This is a genomic window from Mesorhizobium sp. M0029, from assembly GCF_040323735.1.
Classification (GTDB): Bacteria; Pseudomonadota; Alphaproteobacteria; order Rhizobiales; family Rhizobiaceae; genus Mesorhizobium.
In genome coordinates this window covers 134,955-148,026 of sequence record NZ_JAMYVF010000007.1, presented here as the reverse complement: position 1 = coordinate 148,026, position 13,072 = coordinate 134,955, and the positions used below count along the sequence as shown (strand labels likewise).

General features: G+C 63.1%; 10 protein-coding genes. 9 read left to right on the top strand and 1 reads right to left on the bottom strand.

Features of this window, described 5'->3' with window-relative positions; genetic code table 11:
- The first annotated feature begins 118 nt into the window (after positions 1 to 118).
- The 6 genes from NKJ76_RS14465 (at position 119) to NKJ76_RS14440 (ending at position 7,715) form a co-directional block, all read left to right on the top strand.
- Complete coding sequence (locus NKJ76_RS14465) at positions 119 to 1,408, top strand: efflux RND transporter periplasmic adaptor subunit (RefSeq protein ID WP_352537719.1); 1,290 nt, start codon at positions 119 to 121, stop codon at positions 1,406 to 1,408.
- On the top strand, positions 1,405 to 4,563 hold the full coding sequence (locus tag NKJ76_RS14460) for an efflux RND transporter permease subunit (RefSeq protein ID WP_352537718.1): 3,159 nt from the start codon (positions 1,405 to 1,407) through the stop codon (positions 4,561 to 4,563). Before NKJ76_RS14465 ends, NKJ76_RS14460 begins: the two co-directional genes overlap by 4 nt.
- Before the next feature lie 64 nt (positions 4,564 to 4,627).
- Positions 4,628 to 5,251, top strand: coding sequence for a nitrile hydratase subunit alpha (nthA, locus tag NKJ76_RS14455; RefSeq protein WP_352537717.1), 624 nt, complete (start codon positions 4,628 to 4,630; stop codon positions 5,249 to 5,251).
- Positions 5,248 to 5,907, top strand: coding sequence for a nitrile hydratase subunit beta (gene nthB, locus NKJ76_RS14450; RefSeq protein ID WP_352537716.1), 660 nt, complete (start codon positions 5,248 to 5,250; stop codon positions 5,905 to 5,907). Before nthA ends, nthB begins: the two co-directional genes overlap by 4 nt.
- Positions 5,894 to 6,247, top strand: coding sequence for a nitrile hydratase accessory protein (locus NKJ76_RS14445; RefSeq protein WP_352537715.1), 354 nt, complete (start codon positions 5,894 to 5,896; stop codon positions 6,245 to 6,247). The genes nthB and NKJ76_RS14445 overlap by 14 nt, the downstream gene beginning before the upstream one ends.
- A 340-nt stretch (positions 6,248 to 6,587) precedes the next feature.
- Positions 6,588 to 7,715 (top strand): ATP-dependent DNA helicase, encoded by a 1,128-nt coding sequence (locus NKJ76_RS14440; RefSeq protein WP_023668361.1) that lies wholly within the window; start codon positions 6,588 to 6,590, stop codon positions 7,713 to 7,715.
- A 19-nt stretch (positions 7,716 to 7,734) separates the two neighbouring features.
- Here the strand turns inward: NKJ76_RS14440 and NKJ76_RS14435 are convergent, their stop codons facing one another.
- Positions 7,735 to 8,154, bottom strand: coding sequence for a SpoIIAA family protein (locus tag NKJ76_RS14435; RefSeq protein ID WP_023682069.1), 420 nt, complete (start codon positions 8,152 to 8,154; stop codon positions 7,735 to 7,737).
- 112 nt (positions 8,155 to 8,266) lie between these two features.
- On the opposite strand from NKJ76_RS14435, the gene NKJ76_RS14430 reads away from it, so the two are divergent.
- From NKJ76_RS14430 to NKJ76_RS14420, 3 genes are all read left to right on the top strand, one after another.
- Positions 8,267 to 9,007 carry a pyridoxine 5'-phosphate synthase gene (locus tag NKJ76_RS14430; protein ID WP_352537714.1) on the top strand — a complete coding sequence of 247 codons (741 nt, stop codon included), beginning with the start codon at positions 8,267 to 8,269 and terminating at the stop codon, positions 9,005 to 9,007.
- Between the two features lie 77 nt (positions 9,008 to 9,084).
- Positions 9,085 to 10,998, top strand: coding sequence for a potassium transporter Kup (locus NKJ76_RS14425; protein WP_023823130.1), 1,914 nt, complete (start codon positions 9,085 to 9,087; stop codon positions 10,996 to 10,998).
- 139 nt (positions 10,999 to 11,137) lie between these two features.
- Complete coding sequence (locus NKJ76_RS14420; RefSeq protein ID WP_286459217.1) at positions 11,138 to 13,057, top strand: potassium transporter Kup; 1,920 nt, start codon at positions 11,138 to 11,140, stop codon at positions 13,055 to 13,057.
- Positions 13,058 to 13,072: the final 15 nt, after the last annotated feature.

The following is a 13,072-nucleotide window of genomic DNA, read 5'->3' as shown; positions in this document are numbered from 1 at the left end:
TGGCCCTTTTCCGACAAATGAGCGTCCTATCTACTTCGGCGAGATCGCGGCAAGGCGCCGTGATTGGGTAGAATGAGACCACCGGGTTCGGCGTGTCGGATCATAGGGCTTTTAGTCGATGCGCGGAAAAGTCGTTCTGGCAGTGGTGGTGGCAGCGGCCTGTGTCGCCGCGGCATGGGTCTATTTTTCGCCGGCGGCAATGAGCAGTCTGCAGCAGATGCTGCCGGGCGCCAGGCAGACGGCAGCAGCGGACAAGCCGGCTGGATCGTACAAGGCTTCGGCCGACAAGGCTGGGGGCAAATCCGGCGCCGGCGGCAATGCCGCCCGTTCGGCCTCGATCGTCTCGGCCACCGCGACAATGGCCGATTTTCCGATCCGCCGTTACGCCATCGGCTTCGTGTCTTCGCCGGCCGTGGTCAACATCAATGCCCGCGTGTCCAGCCAGATCGTGTCGATCGACGTCAAGGACGGCCAGATGGTGAAGGCCGGCGACCTTTTGTTCTCGCTCGACGATCGCGCGCTCAAGGCGCAGCTGGGCAAGGATCAGGCGACGCTGGCCAAGGACCAGGCGCTGCTCACCAGTTCGGGCTCCGACCTCCAGCGCGCCAAGGACCTCGTTGCCAAGCAGGCGGGCACGCAACAGACCTACGATCAGGCGGTGGCGGCGCAGAAGGCTGCTGCGGCGACCGTCGATGCCGACAAGGCGACGATCGATGCCGACAATGTCCAGCTCGGCTTCGCCAGCATCAAGGCACCGATTGCCGGCCGGCTCGGCGCGGTCAGCGTTTCGGTCGGCGACCTCGTCACGTTAAGCAACGGCAACTCGAGCACGGCTACGCCGCTGGTGACGATCACCGAGATGGATCCGCTGCAGGTCAATTTCAATCTGCCGGAAAGCAATCTGGCGCTGCTGCACAAGGCGCTGGCCAACCCGCAGCAAGGCGCGGTGACGCTGACCAAGGACGGCGACCCGACGCCGATCGGCAAGGGCACGCTCGACTTCGTCGATTCCAGCGTCGACACCGCCTCCGGCACCATCGCGACGCGGGCCAGCATCCCCAATGCCGATCTTTCACTGTGGCCCGGGCAATATGTGAATGTCGTGCTCGACGCCGGCATCATGCCGCAGATGACCTCGGTTCCGACCGTTGCCGTGCAACCCAGCCAGAAGGGGCCGTTCGTCTATGTCGTCAAGCCCGACAACACGGTCGAGATGCGCCCCGTTCAGGTGGCGCTGACCGAAGGCGAAAACAGCGCCATCAGCCAAGGCGTCAAGGCAGGCGAGAAGGTGGTCGTCGAGGGCCAGACCAGGCTGAAGGAGGGCGCTGCCATTCACGAAGGCAAGGCGGCAGGCGGCGACCAGGCCGCGCCCAAGGTCGCCGAAGCCGGCAAGGCGGCTGCCCAATGATTTCCGAATTCTGCATAAGAAGGCCTGTCGCCACGCTGCTGATGTCGTTCGCCCTCGTGCTGGGCGGGCTGTTTGCCTACAAGTTCCTGCCGGTGGCGGCGCTGCCGAGCGCCGAATTCCCGGTCGTCAATGTCTCGGCCAACCTGGCCGGCGCGTCACCCGAAACCATGGCCACTTCGGTGGCGACGCCGCTGATCAAGCAGTTCGCCACCATTGCCGGCATCGATTCCATCTCGACCAGCAATTCGCTGGGACGCACGTCCATTGCCATCCAGTTCGTGCTCAACCGGGATATCGACGCGGCGGCCGCCGACGTGCAGGCGGCGATCGCGCGCACGCAGCGGCAACTGCCGCCCGAGATGACAGCGCCGCCGAGCTATCGCAAGGTCAATCCGGCCGACGCGCCGATCCTTCTGATGTCGCTGGTCAGCGACACGGTTCCGCTCACCGACCTCGACGCCTTCGCCGAAAACGTCATCTCGCCCTCGCTGTCGACCATCGACGGCGTGGCGCAGGTGTCGATCTTCGGCCAGCAGAAATATGCGGTGCGCGTGCAGATCGACCCGACGGCGCTGGCGGCGCGCGGCATTTCGATCGACCAGCTGCAGACGGCAATCGCGTCGGCCAACTCCAACACGCCGCTCGGCGTCTTGCAGAACGACAAGCAGCAGCTGACCATCACGGCCAATACGCAGCTCACCGATGCCGCCGGGTTCTCCAACCTCATCATCGCCACCAAGAACGGCCATCCGGTGCGGCTGGGCGAGGTGACGCGCGTCATCGACTCGGTCGAGACCACGACGACTGCAAGCTGGTATGACGGCACGCGCGCCATCATCCTGGCGGTGCAGCGCCAGCCCGACGCCAACACGGTCGACGTCGTCGACAAGGTCAAGGCGATGCTGCCGTCGTTCAAGGACCAAATGCCGGCCGCCGCCGACATCAAGCTGCTCAACGACCGTTCGACCTCGATCCGCCAGGCCGTCAACGACGTCCAGTTCACGCTGCTTCTGACCATCGCTTTGGTGGTGATGGTGATCTTCGTCTTCCTGCGCCGGGTGACTGCAACCATCATTCCGGCCGTGGCGGTGCCGATCTCGTTGATCGCGACGCTCGGCGCCATGTTCCTGTTCGGCTTCTCCATCGACAACATCTCGCTGATGGGCCTGACGCTCGCAGTCGGCCTCGTCGTCGACGACGCCATCGTCATGCTGGAAAACATCTTTCGCCACATTGAGGAGGACGGTCTCTCGGCCTTCGATGCCTCGCTGAAGGGCGCGCGCGAAATCGGGTTCACCATCATCTCGATCTCGATCTCGCTGGTGGCGGTGTTCATCCCCGTGCTTCTAATGGGCGGCGTCATCGGCCGCATCTTCAACGAATTCGCCGTCGTGGTGACGGTCGCCATCCTGGCTTCGATGTTCGTGTCGCTGACACTGACGCCAATGCTGTGTTCGCGCTTGCTGTCGGTGACCAAGGCCGATCGCGACAAGCATGCCCCCGGCCACAAGCAGGATATCGTCACCCGCGGCTATGACCGGCTTTTGACCTTCTGCCTGCGCCACACTTTTCTGGTGTTCCTCGTCTTCGCCGGCACGGCGGCAGGGTCGGTCTGGCTGATCGAGGTCTCGCCGAAAGGCTTTTTCCCGCAAGAGGATATCGGCCAGATCTCGGTTACGACGATCGCCAGGCAGGACATCTCCTACGACGCCATGGTCAAGCTGCAGAACCAGGCGGCAAGTGTCTTCTCGCATTCGCCCTATGTCTCGCATGTCGCCTGGTCAGCCGGCGGCGGCAACAATGCGCTGAACCAGGGCCAGCTCTATGTGCAGCTGAAGGACAAGAGCCAGCGCCCCGACATCGACAAGGTGCTGTCGGATCTGCGGCGGCAACTGGCCACTGTGCCGGGGATCGATGCCTATATGCAGCCGGTGCAGAACCTGCGGCTTGGCGCGCGTTCTTCCGCCAGCGCCTACCAGCTCGTCGTTCAGGGCCTCGATACCGGCCTGACCGACACATGGGCGCAAAAGCTCAACGATGCGATGGCGGCCGATCATGCGAATTTCACCGACGTCACCAGCGATTTGCAGAACAATTCATTGCAGGCGACGCTGGTGGTCGATCGCGACAAGGCGGCGTCGCTCGGCATCGACACCGACACGCTGCGCTCCAGCCTCTATGGCGGCTTCGGCACGGAGCAGGTCTCGACGATCTTCGGCTCGGCCGACAGCTACGAAGTCATCATGGAGCTCGATCCCAACATCGAATGGTCGCCCGAGCGCATGCTGGCCATCCAGGTCAGGACGGCAAGCGGCAGCCTGGTGCCGCTCGGCGCCTTTGCCCGCGTCGACCGCACCGCCGGCGCGCTGACGGTCAACCAGCTCGGCCAGCTGCCGGCGGTGACCATCTCCTACAACCTGCCGCAAGGCGTGGCGCTGGGCGACAGCACGGCCCGCATCGCCGCGCTGAAGGAGCAGATCGGCATGCCGCCGGCGATTTCGACCAGCTTTGCCGGCACCGCCAAGACCTTCCAGGATTCGCTGGCCAATCAGGGCCTGCTGATCGGCGGCGCCATTCTGACCATCTATATCGTACTCGGCATCCTCTATGAGAGCTTTATCCATCCGCTGACCATTCTGACCGGCCTGCCTTCGGCGGTGCTGGGCGCGGTGGTCGCGCTGCGCTTTGCCGGCATGGACCTGTCGGTGATCGCGGTGATCGGCATCCTGATGCTGATCGGCATCGTCAAGAAGAACGGCATCATGATGGTCGACGTCGCGCTGGAGCTGCGACGAGAAGGCATGTCGGCCAAGGAATCCATACACAAGGCGTGCCTGATGCGTTTCAGGCCGATCATGATGACGACGTTGGCGGCGCTGATGGGCACGTTCCCGATCGCGCTCGGCACCGGCGCCAGTGCTGAGCTGCGCCAGCCGCTCGGTGTCGCGGTGGTTGGCGGGCTGCTCGCTTCCCAGGCGCTGACGCTGTTCGTCACCCCTGTCATCTATGTCTATTTCGAGAATTTCTCCGGCTGGCTGGTGAGCTTCTTCTCTTCGAAAAAGAACAGGCCGGAGCTGCATGCGGTCGAGAGCGGCGAGCAGGCGCTGTTCGCTCCCGAGGATCGGCTCGAGCCGCAAAAGGCCGCCGCCGAATAGGCGATAGCCCGTGGCCCAAGCTGTCATGCTTGCGGCCGCGTGCCGCCGATCCTAATCTGAGGTCATGTCCCATGATCATGACCACGACAATGAGCTCGACCCGTTTGCGGCGCGCGTGCGCGCGCTGGAGACCATCCTCACCGAAAAAGGCCTGATCGATCCGGCCGCAATCGACGTCATCGTCGACACCTATGAGACCAAGATCGGACCCCGCAACGGCGCCAGGGTGGTGGCGAAAGCCTGGAGCGATCCGGTCTATGCCGAATGGCTGAAGCGCGATGCGACGGGAGCGATCGCGTCGCTGAGCTATAGCGGTCGCCAGGGCGAGCACATGCAGGCGGTGTTCAACACGGACGAGACGCACAACCTCGTCGTCTGCACGCTGTGCTCCTGCTATCCGTGGTCGGTACTTGGGCTGCCGCCGGTCTGGTACAAGGCGCCGCCCTATCGGTCGCGGGCGGTTATCGATCCGCGCGGCGTGCTGGAGGAGTTCGGGCTGACCTTGCCGGCGGAGAAAAAGATCCGCGTCTGGGATTCGACTGCCGAACTGCGCTATCTCGTGGTGCCGATGCGTCCCGAAGGCACCGAGGGCTGGAGCGAGGACCAGCTCGCCGGACTGGTCAGCCGCGATGCGATGATCGGCACGGCGGTGGCCAAGGAACCCGGGACAAAGAAGGTTCCGGCATGAATGGACCGCAGGATCTCGGCGGGCAGATGGGCTTCGGGCCGGTGGCGCCGGAGAAGGACGAGCCTTACTTCCATGCCGACTGGGAGCGGCGGGCGCTGGGCGTGACGCTGACCGCCGGCGCCATGGGCGCCTGGAACATCGACGAGAGCCGGCACGCCAGGGAATCGCTGCATCCGGCCGTCTATTATTCCTCAAGCTACTACCAGATATGGATCAAAGCGCTCGAGGTGCTGCTGAAGCGCCATGGCTTCGTCAGCGAGCGCGATCTGACGGAGGGTCGGGCGGTCGATCCGGCTGCGACTCCCAAAAGGGTGCTGAAGGCCGAAAACGTGCCGGCGGTGCTGGCCAAGGGCAGTCCCTGCGACCGGCCGGTCGAGACGGCGCCGCTCTTCAAGGCCGGCGATCCGGTGCGGACAAGGAATTTCAATCCCACCGCCCACACAAGGCTGCCGCGTTATGCGCGCGGCAAGCACGGAATCATCGAGGCCGTGCGTGACGGCTTCGTCTTTCCTGACAGCAACGCGCGTGGCAACGGTGAAAACCCGCAATGGGTCTATACCGTGGTCTTCGATGGCTTGGAAATCTGGGGCGAGGGCGCCGACTCGACGCTGACCGTCTCGATCGATGCCTGGGAGAGCTATCTTGAGCCGGCCTGAAGGTGCATTGCCGGCGGGTCTGGACGAACCGGTATTCGCCGAACCCTGGCAGGCCGAAGCCTTCGCCATGACGGTGGCGCTGCATGACAAGGGCTTGTTTTCGTGGAGCGAATGGGCCGATGCGCTGTCGGCGCAAGTGAAGAAGCCGGGCGCCGCAAGCGACGGCCACGACTATTACGAGCACTGGCTGGCAGCGCTGGAAACGCTGCTGGCGACCAAGGGCGTCGCCGGCAAAAACGATGTCGACACGCTCGCCGCCGCCTGGGAACGCGCCGCGCATGCAACCCCGCACGGCAAGCCGATTTTGTTGGAGAACGATCCGGGGATTGGTGAGGGATGAAGTCCTCGCGATGTTTGCGCCGCCCCTCACCTGCCTGCCGGCATCCTCTCCCCGTACGACGGGGAGAGGGTCGCTCGCGTCCATGGTTTCGCCAATCTCAAGCATCTCATGATGGCGCCGAGGCTGCGGCCAGCCTTTTTCTCCCGGTCAGTATACGGGGAGAAATGCCCGGCAGGGCAATGAGGGGCAGCGCTGGCGGTTTGTCATTATCTGAAGCGATTGCCCTCCGTTCTCAATGCTTGTTCCCTTTACGTTCGGTTTCGGCGCTGTTAGCCTGAGCGCCTCCGGCATTGATGGTGGCGGCCTTGTCTTTCCCTTGCGAATCCGGTCTCTCGCGCTGATGGAATTCTCTCCCCAACAGGATGAGGCGTTGAAGGCGGTGGCGCGCTGGCTGAAAGAGGGCCGGCCGCAGGTCTTCCGGCTGTTCGGCTATGCCGGCACCGGCAAGACCACGCTGGCGCGCTATTTTGCCGAACATGTCGACGGCCAGGTGCAGTTCGCCGCCTTCACCGGCAAGGCGGCGCAGGTGCTGCGTTCCAAGGGCGCGGTCAATGCCCGCACCATCCATTCGTTGATCTACCGGCCGAAGGGCGAGGAATCGGTGTCGGACGAGGTGACCGGCAAGACCTCGATGTCGCCGACCTTCTCGCTCAACCGGCAAAGCCCTATTTCACGGGCGAAGCTGGTGGTCATCGACGAATGCTCGATGGTCGACGAGCAGCTTGGCCGCGACCTTCTGAGTTTTGGCACGCCGATCCTGGTGCTTGGCGATCCGGCGCAGCTGCCGCCGATCTCGGGCGGCGGCTTCTTCACCGAGCATGAGCCGGATGTGCTCTTGACCGAAATCCACCGCCAGGCGCGCGACAATCCGATCATCCAGCTGGCGCTCGACGTGCGCGAGGGCCGCGAGTTCATGCGCGGCGACTACGGCACCGCGCAGGTGATCGGCAAGGAGGACGTCACCCAGGAGCTGGTGCTGAAGGCGGACCAGGTGTTGGTCGGCACCAACCGCACACGCCGCCGCTACAATCAGCGCCTGCGCGAGCTGAAGGGTTTCAATGCCGATTATCCGCAGGCCGGCGACAAGCTGGTCTGCCTGCGCAACGACCCCGCCAAGGGCCTGCTCAACGGTTCGCTGTGGAAGGTGATGACCTCGTCGCGCGAGACGGTGAAGCCGGGCATCAACCTTCTGGTCTCGCCCGAGGAGGACGATCCCGACCGCGGCGTCGCCAAGATCAAGCTGCTCAAGTCGGCTTTCGAGGATCCGGACGCCGATATCCCCTGGCAGCAGAAGAAGCGCTTTGACGATTTCGACTATGGCTACGCGCTGACCGTGCACAAGGCGCAGGGTTCGCAGTGGAACGACGTCGTTCTATTCGACGAGAGCTGGGCATTCAAGGAAACCCGCCAGCGCTGGCTTTATACTGCCATCACGCGGGCGGCAGAGCGGCTGACGATTGTTAGATAGCTGGCGTTAGATAGCGGCGTCAGGTAGCAGCCGGCGCAGCAGGGCTGAGTGGCGTCGCGCCCAGCCATTGCCAGGCATCCGCTTCATCCTCGGCCGCGAAGTGCCTGAACTCGATGGGTGGCGAAGCCGGAAGGAAGTTCCGCGCATCCGCTATCCAGTCGGGCTCACCGATCGTCGCGCACCGGGCGATATGCTCCAGGGCGTGCACCGTGCCCTGTTTCAGCGTCTCGTCGTCCATATCGATCCAGTCGACGCCCTCATGATCAACCAGCCGCACCAAGACATCGATCCTCGGGTGCAGCGCGTAGGCAGCCTCCAGCAATCCGAACAGATTTTCGCCGTCGGCGGCCGATACATGGCCGACGACGTCGATGGCGAAAAGGTCCTCACGGTCGGTTTCGAGGCGGCGGATCGCGGGCACGGATTGGAGAAAATTCATTGGCTGGGTTCCCCCTTGCGAGCAGATGTCATCACTGGAACACCCGAAAGCCCCTGTCTGTTCCCATCAAAGGCAGTATAGATGCGCTGCACAAACAGCCGGACCTCACGCCATGCCCGCGAAACTCTCGGTCAATCTCAACGCCATCGCCATGCTGCGCAACCGCCGCGACCTGCCGTGGCCGAGCGTCACCGGGCTCGGCCGCCTGGCGCTGGCGGCCGGCGCGCACGGGCTGACGGTTCATCCGCGGCCCGACGAGCGCCACACCAGGCATTCCGACCTGCCGGAGATCCGGGCGCTGATCGACGACCAGTTTCCCAAGGCGGAGTTCAACATCGAGGGCTACCCGACCGAGGATTTTCTGGCGCTTGTGGAAAGGCACCAGCCGGAGCAGGTGACGCTGGTGCCCGACGATCCGGCGCAGGCGACATCGGACCATGGCTGGAACTTTGCCGCCGAGGCGGCGTTCCTTATCCCGATCGTCAAGCGTCTGAAAAAAGGGGGCTTCCGCGTGTCGCTGTTTTCCGATCCGGATCCCACCGGCGTCAATGCCGCGCGCGATACCGGCGCCGACCGCATCGAGCTCTATACCGGGCCCTACGGCAGCTACCATTCCGATTCCGCCAAGGCGCGGAAGGAGCTGGAAAGATTGGGAAAAACCGCGGATGCCGCACTCGCCGCCGGGCTCCAGGTCAATGCCGGGCACGATCTGGTGGTGAACAACCTTCCGGCATTGGCAAAGCGCATTCCGGCATTGGCCGAAGTGTCTATCGGACACGGGTTGACAGCCGATGCGTTGGAGTATGGCATGGCCGGCACGGTGGGGCGGTTTCTGAAGGCTTGCGGTTGGTAGCGGTGGAAGGCTCGTGTCGAAGGTGATATCGCATGACAGCAAGCAAGGCGCACCGCACGATGATCGGGGAGTAGTCGATGGCTCTTTCCAGCATCGGTAGCGAGGCTGAACCCGTCGAACAACCGAACCACTCCCACACTGAACAGCACAGCACCAAAGTTCTGATGCTGGGCGCGCTTGGCGTCGTCTATGGCGATATCGGCACCAGCCCGATCTATGCCTTCCGCGAGGCGCTTCACGCTTCGCCTGGTACCGACACGCGCATAGATGTCCTGGGCGTGCTGTCGCTGATCGTCTGGGCGCTGACGATTATCGTCACCATAAAATACGTCGCTTTCGTGCTTCGCGCCGACAACAAGGGCGAGGGCGGCACGCTGTCCCTAATGGCGCTGGCGCGCAGCGCCTATCCAAAAGGCGCCAAGCTTATCCTCGGCATCGGACTTTGCGGGGCGTCGCTTTTTTTCGGAGACGCTATCATAACTCCGGCCATTTCCGTGCTGTCGGCAGTTGAGGGCCTGGAAGTGGTGACACCGACGCTGGAGGCCTATGTCGTTCCGATCACCTTGGTCATCCTGGCATTTCTGTTCTCCGTGCAGCGCTTCGGCACGGGGAAGGTGGCGGCAGTATTCGGGCCGGTGACGGCGCTATGGTTCCTGGCCATCGGCGTTTCCGGGCTCTACCACCTGATGGATGATCCTTCGGTGCTGTTGGCGATCAACCCGTATTATGCGATCGCCTACTTAGCCGGCACGCCGACCGCCGCTTTCGTGACCGTTGGTGCAGTGTTCCTGGCGGTAACGGGGGCCGAGGCGCTTTATGTCGACCTTGGACATTTCGGGCGCAAGCCGATCGTGCTCGCGTGGTTTTCCGTGGTGTTTCCTTGCCTGCTGCTCAACTACTTCGGCCAGGGCGCCTTTGTTTTGGCGAATGGCGGCAGGCCGACCAATCCATTCTTCGAGATGTTGCCGGATTGGGCGCTGATGCCAATGGTCGGCTTGGCAACGGCCGCCACCGTGATCGCCAGTCAGGCGGTGATCTCGGGTGCTTTTTCGCTGGCACGTCAGGCAGTGCAACTCAACCTGCTGCCCCGCATCGAGGTGCAGCACACGTCCGAAATGCAGAGCGGCCAGATTTATATGCCGCGCGTCAACCTGCTCATCGCCCTGGGAGTGATGCTGCTGGTTGTCGGCTTCGGCAGCTCGAGTTCGCTGGCTTCCGCTTACGGAATTTCGGTAACCGGCGAGATGCTGATGACAACCATTCTGCTGTTCGTTGTCATGCGCAATTTGTGGAAATGGCAGCTTGGGCTCGCCCTGGCATTGGCGCTGCTGTTCGGCACCATCGACATGGGTTTCTTCCTGGCGAATGTCGTCAAGATCGTGGAAGGCGGATGGGTGTCAATATCCGTTGCCTGCCTCATGGGGCTGATCATGACCACCTGGATACGCGGCAGCCGCTATCTGTTCGACAAGACCCGGCGCAACGAAATCCCGCTCGATTTCCTCGCCGGCAATCTGCTGAAGAAGAAGCCGCAGCTGGTGTCCGGCACCGCCGTGTTCCTGACCAGCGATCCGCAAAGCGCGCCGACAGCGCTGATGCACAGCCTGAAGCACTACAAGGTGCTGCACGAGCAGAACGTCATTCTGTCGGTGGTCACCGCACCGCAGCCGCTGGTGCCCGACAGCGAGCGGGTCAAGATGGAGACAGTCAACGAGTTGTTCATGCGGGTGACGCTGACCTTCGGCTATATGGAGCAGCCCAACATTCCGCGCGCGCTGGCGATCTGCCGCAAGCAGGGCTGGAAGTTCGACATCATGACGACGTCGTTCTTCCTGTCGCGGCGCTCGCTCAAGGCATCGCCCAATTCCGGCATGCCGGTGTGGCAGGACAAGCTGTTCATCGGGCTCGCCCGCTCGGCGGCCGATGCGACGGAGTATTTCCAGATCCCGACCGGACGTGTGGTCGAGATCGGCACGCAGGTGGCGATCTAGGTTCCGGCAGCCTTTGACGCCACGCACCGGTCATTGCGGGGCAAGCCCTGCGCTGGGAACATGGTAGCCCTACCGTCACGGCACTTGATATTGCATCGCAGCAAGCGTAGAGCACCGCGCGCTTATCGGAGTGTCGTCCATGGCCCTTACCAATGCTGGTATTGAGGCAGAACCCGTCGAACAATCGAGCCATCCCGAAATCGAACAGCACAGCACCAAAGTTCTGATGCTGGGCGCGCTCGGCGTGGTCTATGGCGACATCGGCACCAGCCCGATCTACGCCTTCCGGGAAGCGCTTGTTGCGTCCTCCGGCGGCGAAATCGCCGAGCGCGGCGATATTCTGGGCGTGCTGTCGCTGATCATCTGGTCGTTGACGATTATCGTCACCATCAAATACATCATGTTTGTGCTCAGAGCCGACAACCGAGGCGAGGGCGGCGTGCTGTCGCTGATGGCGCTGGCGCGCGGCAGTTTCCCGACCCGCTCGGCGATCATCCTGGCCATCGGTATTGTCGGCGCGTCATTGTTCTTCGGTGACGCCGTCATCACGCCGGCAATCTCGGTGCTTTCGGCGGTTGAAGGCATGAATGTCGTTACCCCGACCTTCCAGCCCTACGTCGTGCCGCTGACGCTGGTCATCCTGGCGATCCTGTTTTCGGTGCAGCGCTTCGGGACCGGCGGTGTGGCGCTGATCTTCGGGCCGATCACGGCGGTCTGGTTCCTGGCTATCGGTCTTTCGGGCTTGAACCACATCATCGCCGATCCCGAAATCCTGTGGGCGGTCAGCCCGCACTACATCGTCGCCTTCCTGATCAATTCGCCCGATGTCGCCTTCGTCACCATCGGCGCCATCTTCCTCGCCGTCACCGGCGCCGAAGCGCTTTATGCCGATCTCGGCCATTTCGGCCGCAAGCCCATCGTGCTCGCCTGGCTGGCCATCGTGTTTCCCTGCCTACTGCTAAACTATGCCGGGCAGGGCGCTTTCGTGCTGGCGAAGAACGGTCACGTCGGCCATCCATTCTTCGAGATGAACGAAGGCTGGACGCTGATCCCGATGGTGGTATTGGCAACCGCGGCGACGGTCATCGCCAGCCAGGCGGTCATATCGGGCGCCTTCTCGCTGACCAGGCAGGCGGTGCAGCTCAATATGCTGCCGCGCCTCGAAATCCTGCACACGTCGGAACGGCAGTCGGGCCAGATCTACATGCCGCGCGTCAATGTTTTGCTGGCGTTGGCGGTGATGTTGCTGGTCGTCGGTTTCGGCGAATCGAGCAAGCTCGCCTCCGCCTATGGCATCTCGGTGACCGGCAACATGTTGGTGACGACGGTGCTGCTGTTCGTCGTCATGACCCGCATCTGGAAATGGCGGCTGTGGGTGGCGGTCGCCATGACGGCGCTGTTCGGCTTCATCGACATCGGCTTCTTCGCCTCCAACATCGTGAAGGTGTTCGAGGGCGGCTGGGCGTCGCTTGCGGTGGCCTTCACCATCGTTCTGGCGATGTGGACCTGGGTGCGCGGCAGCCGCTATCTGTTCGACAAGACCCGGCGCAACGAAATCCCGCTCGATTTCCTCGCCGGCAATCTGCTGAAGAAGAAGCCGCAGCTGGTGTCCGGCACCGCCGTGTTCCTGACCAGCGATCCGCAAAGCGCGCCGACAGCGCTGATGCACAGCCTGAAGCACTACAAGGTGCTGCACGAGCAGAACGTCATTCTGTCGGTGGTCACCGCACCGCAGCCGCTGGTGCCCGACAGCGAGCGGGTCAAGATGGAGACAGTCAACGAGTTGTTCATGCGGGTGACGCTGACCTTCGGCTATATGGAGCAGCCCAACATTCCGCGCGCGCTGGCGATCTGCCGCAAGCAGGGCTGGAAGTTCGACATCATGACGACGTCGTTCTTCCTGTCGCGGCGCTCGCTCAAGGCATCGCCCAATTCCGGCATGCCGGTGTGGCAGGACAAGCTGTTCATCGGGCTCGCCCGCTCGGCGGCCGATGCGACGGAGTATTTCCAGATCCCGACCGGACGTGTGGTCGAGATCGGCACGCAGGTGGCGATCTGAGGGTCTCGAACGGAT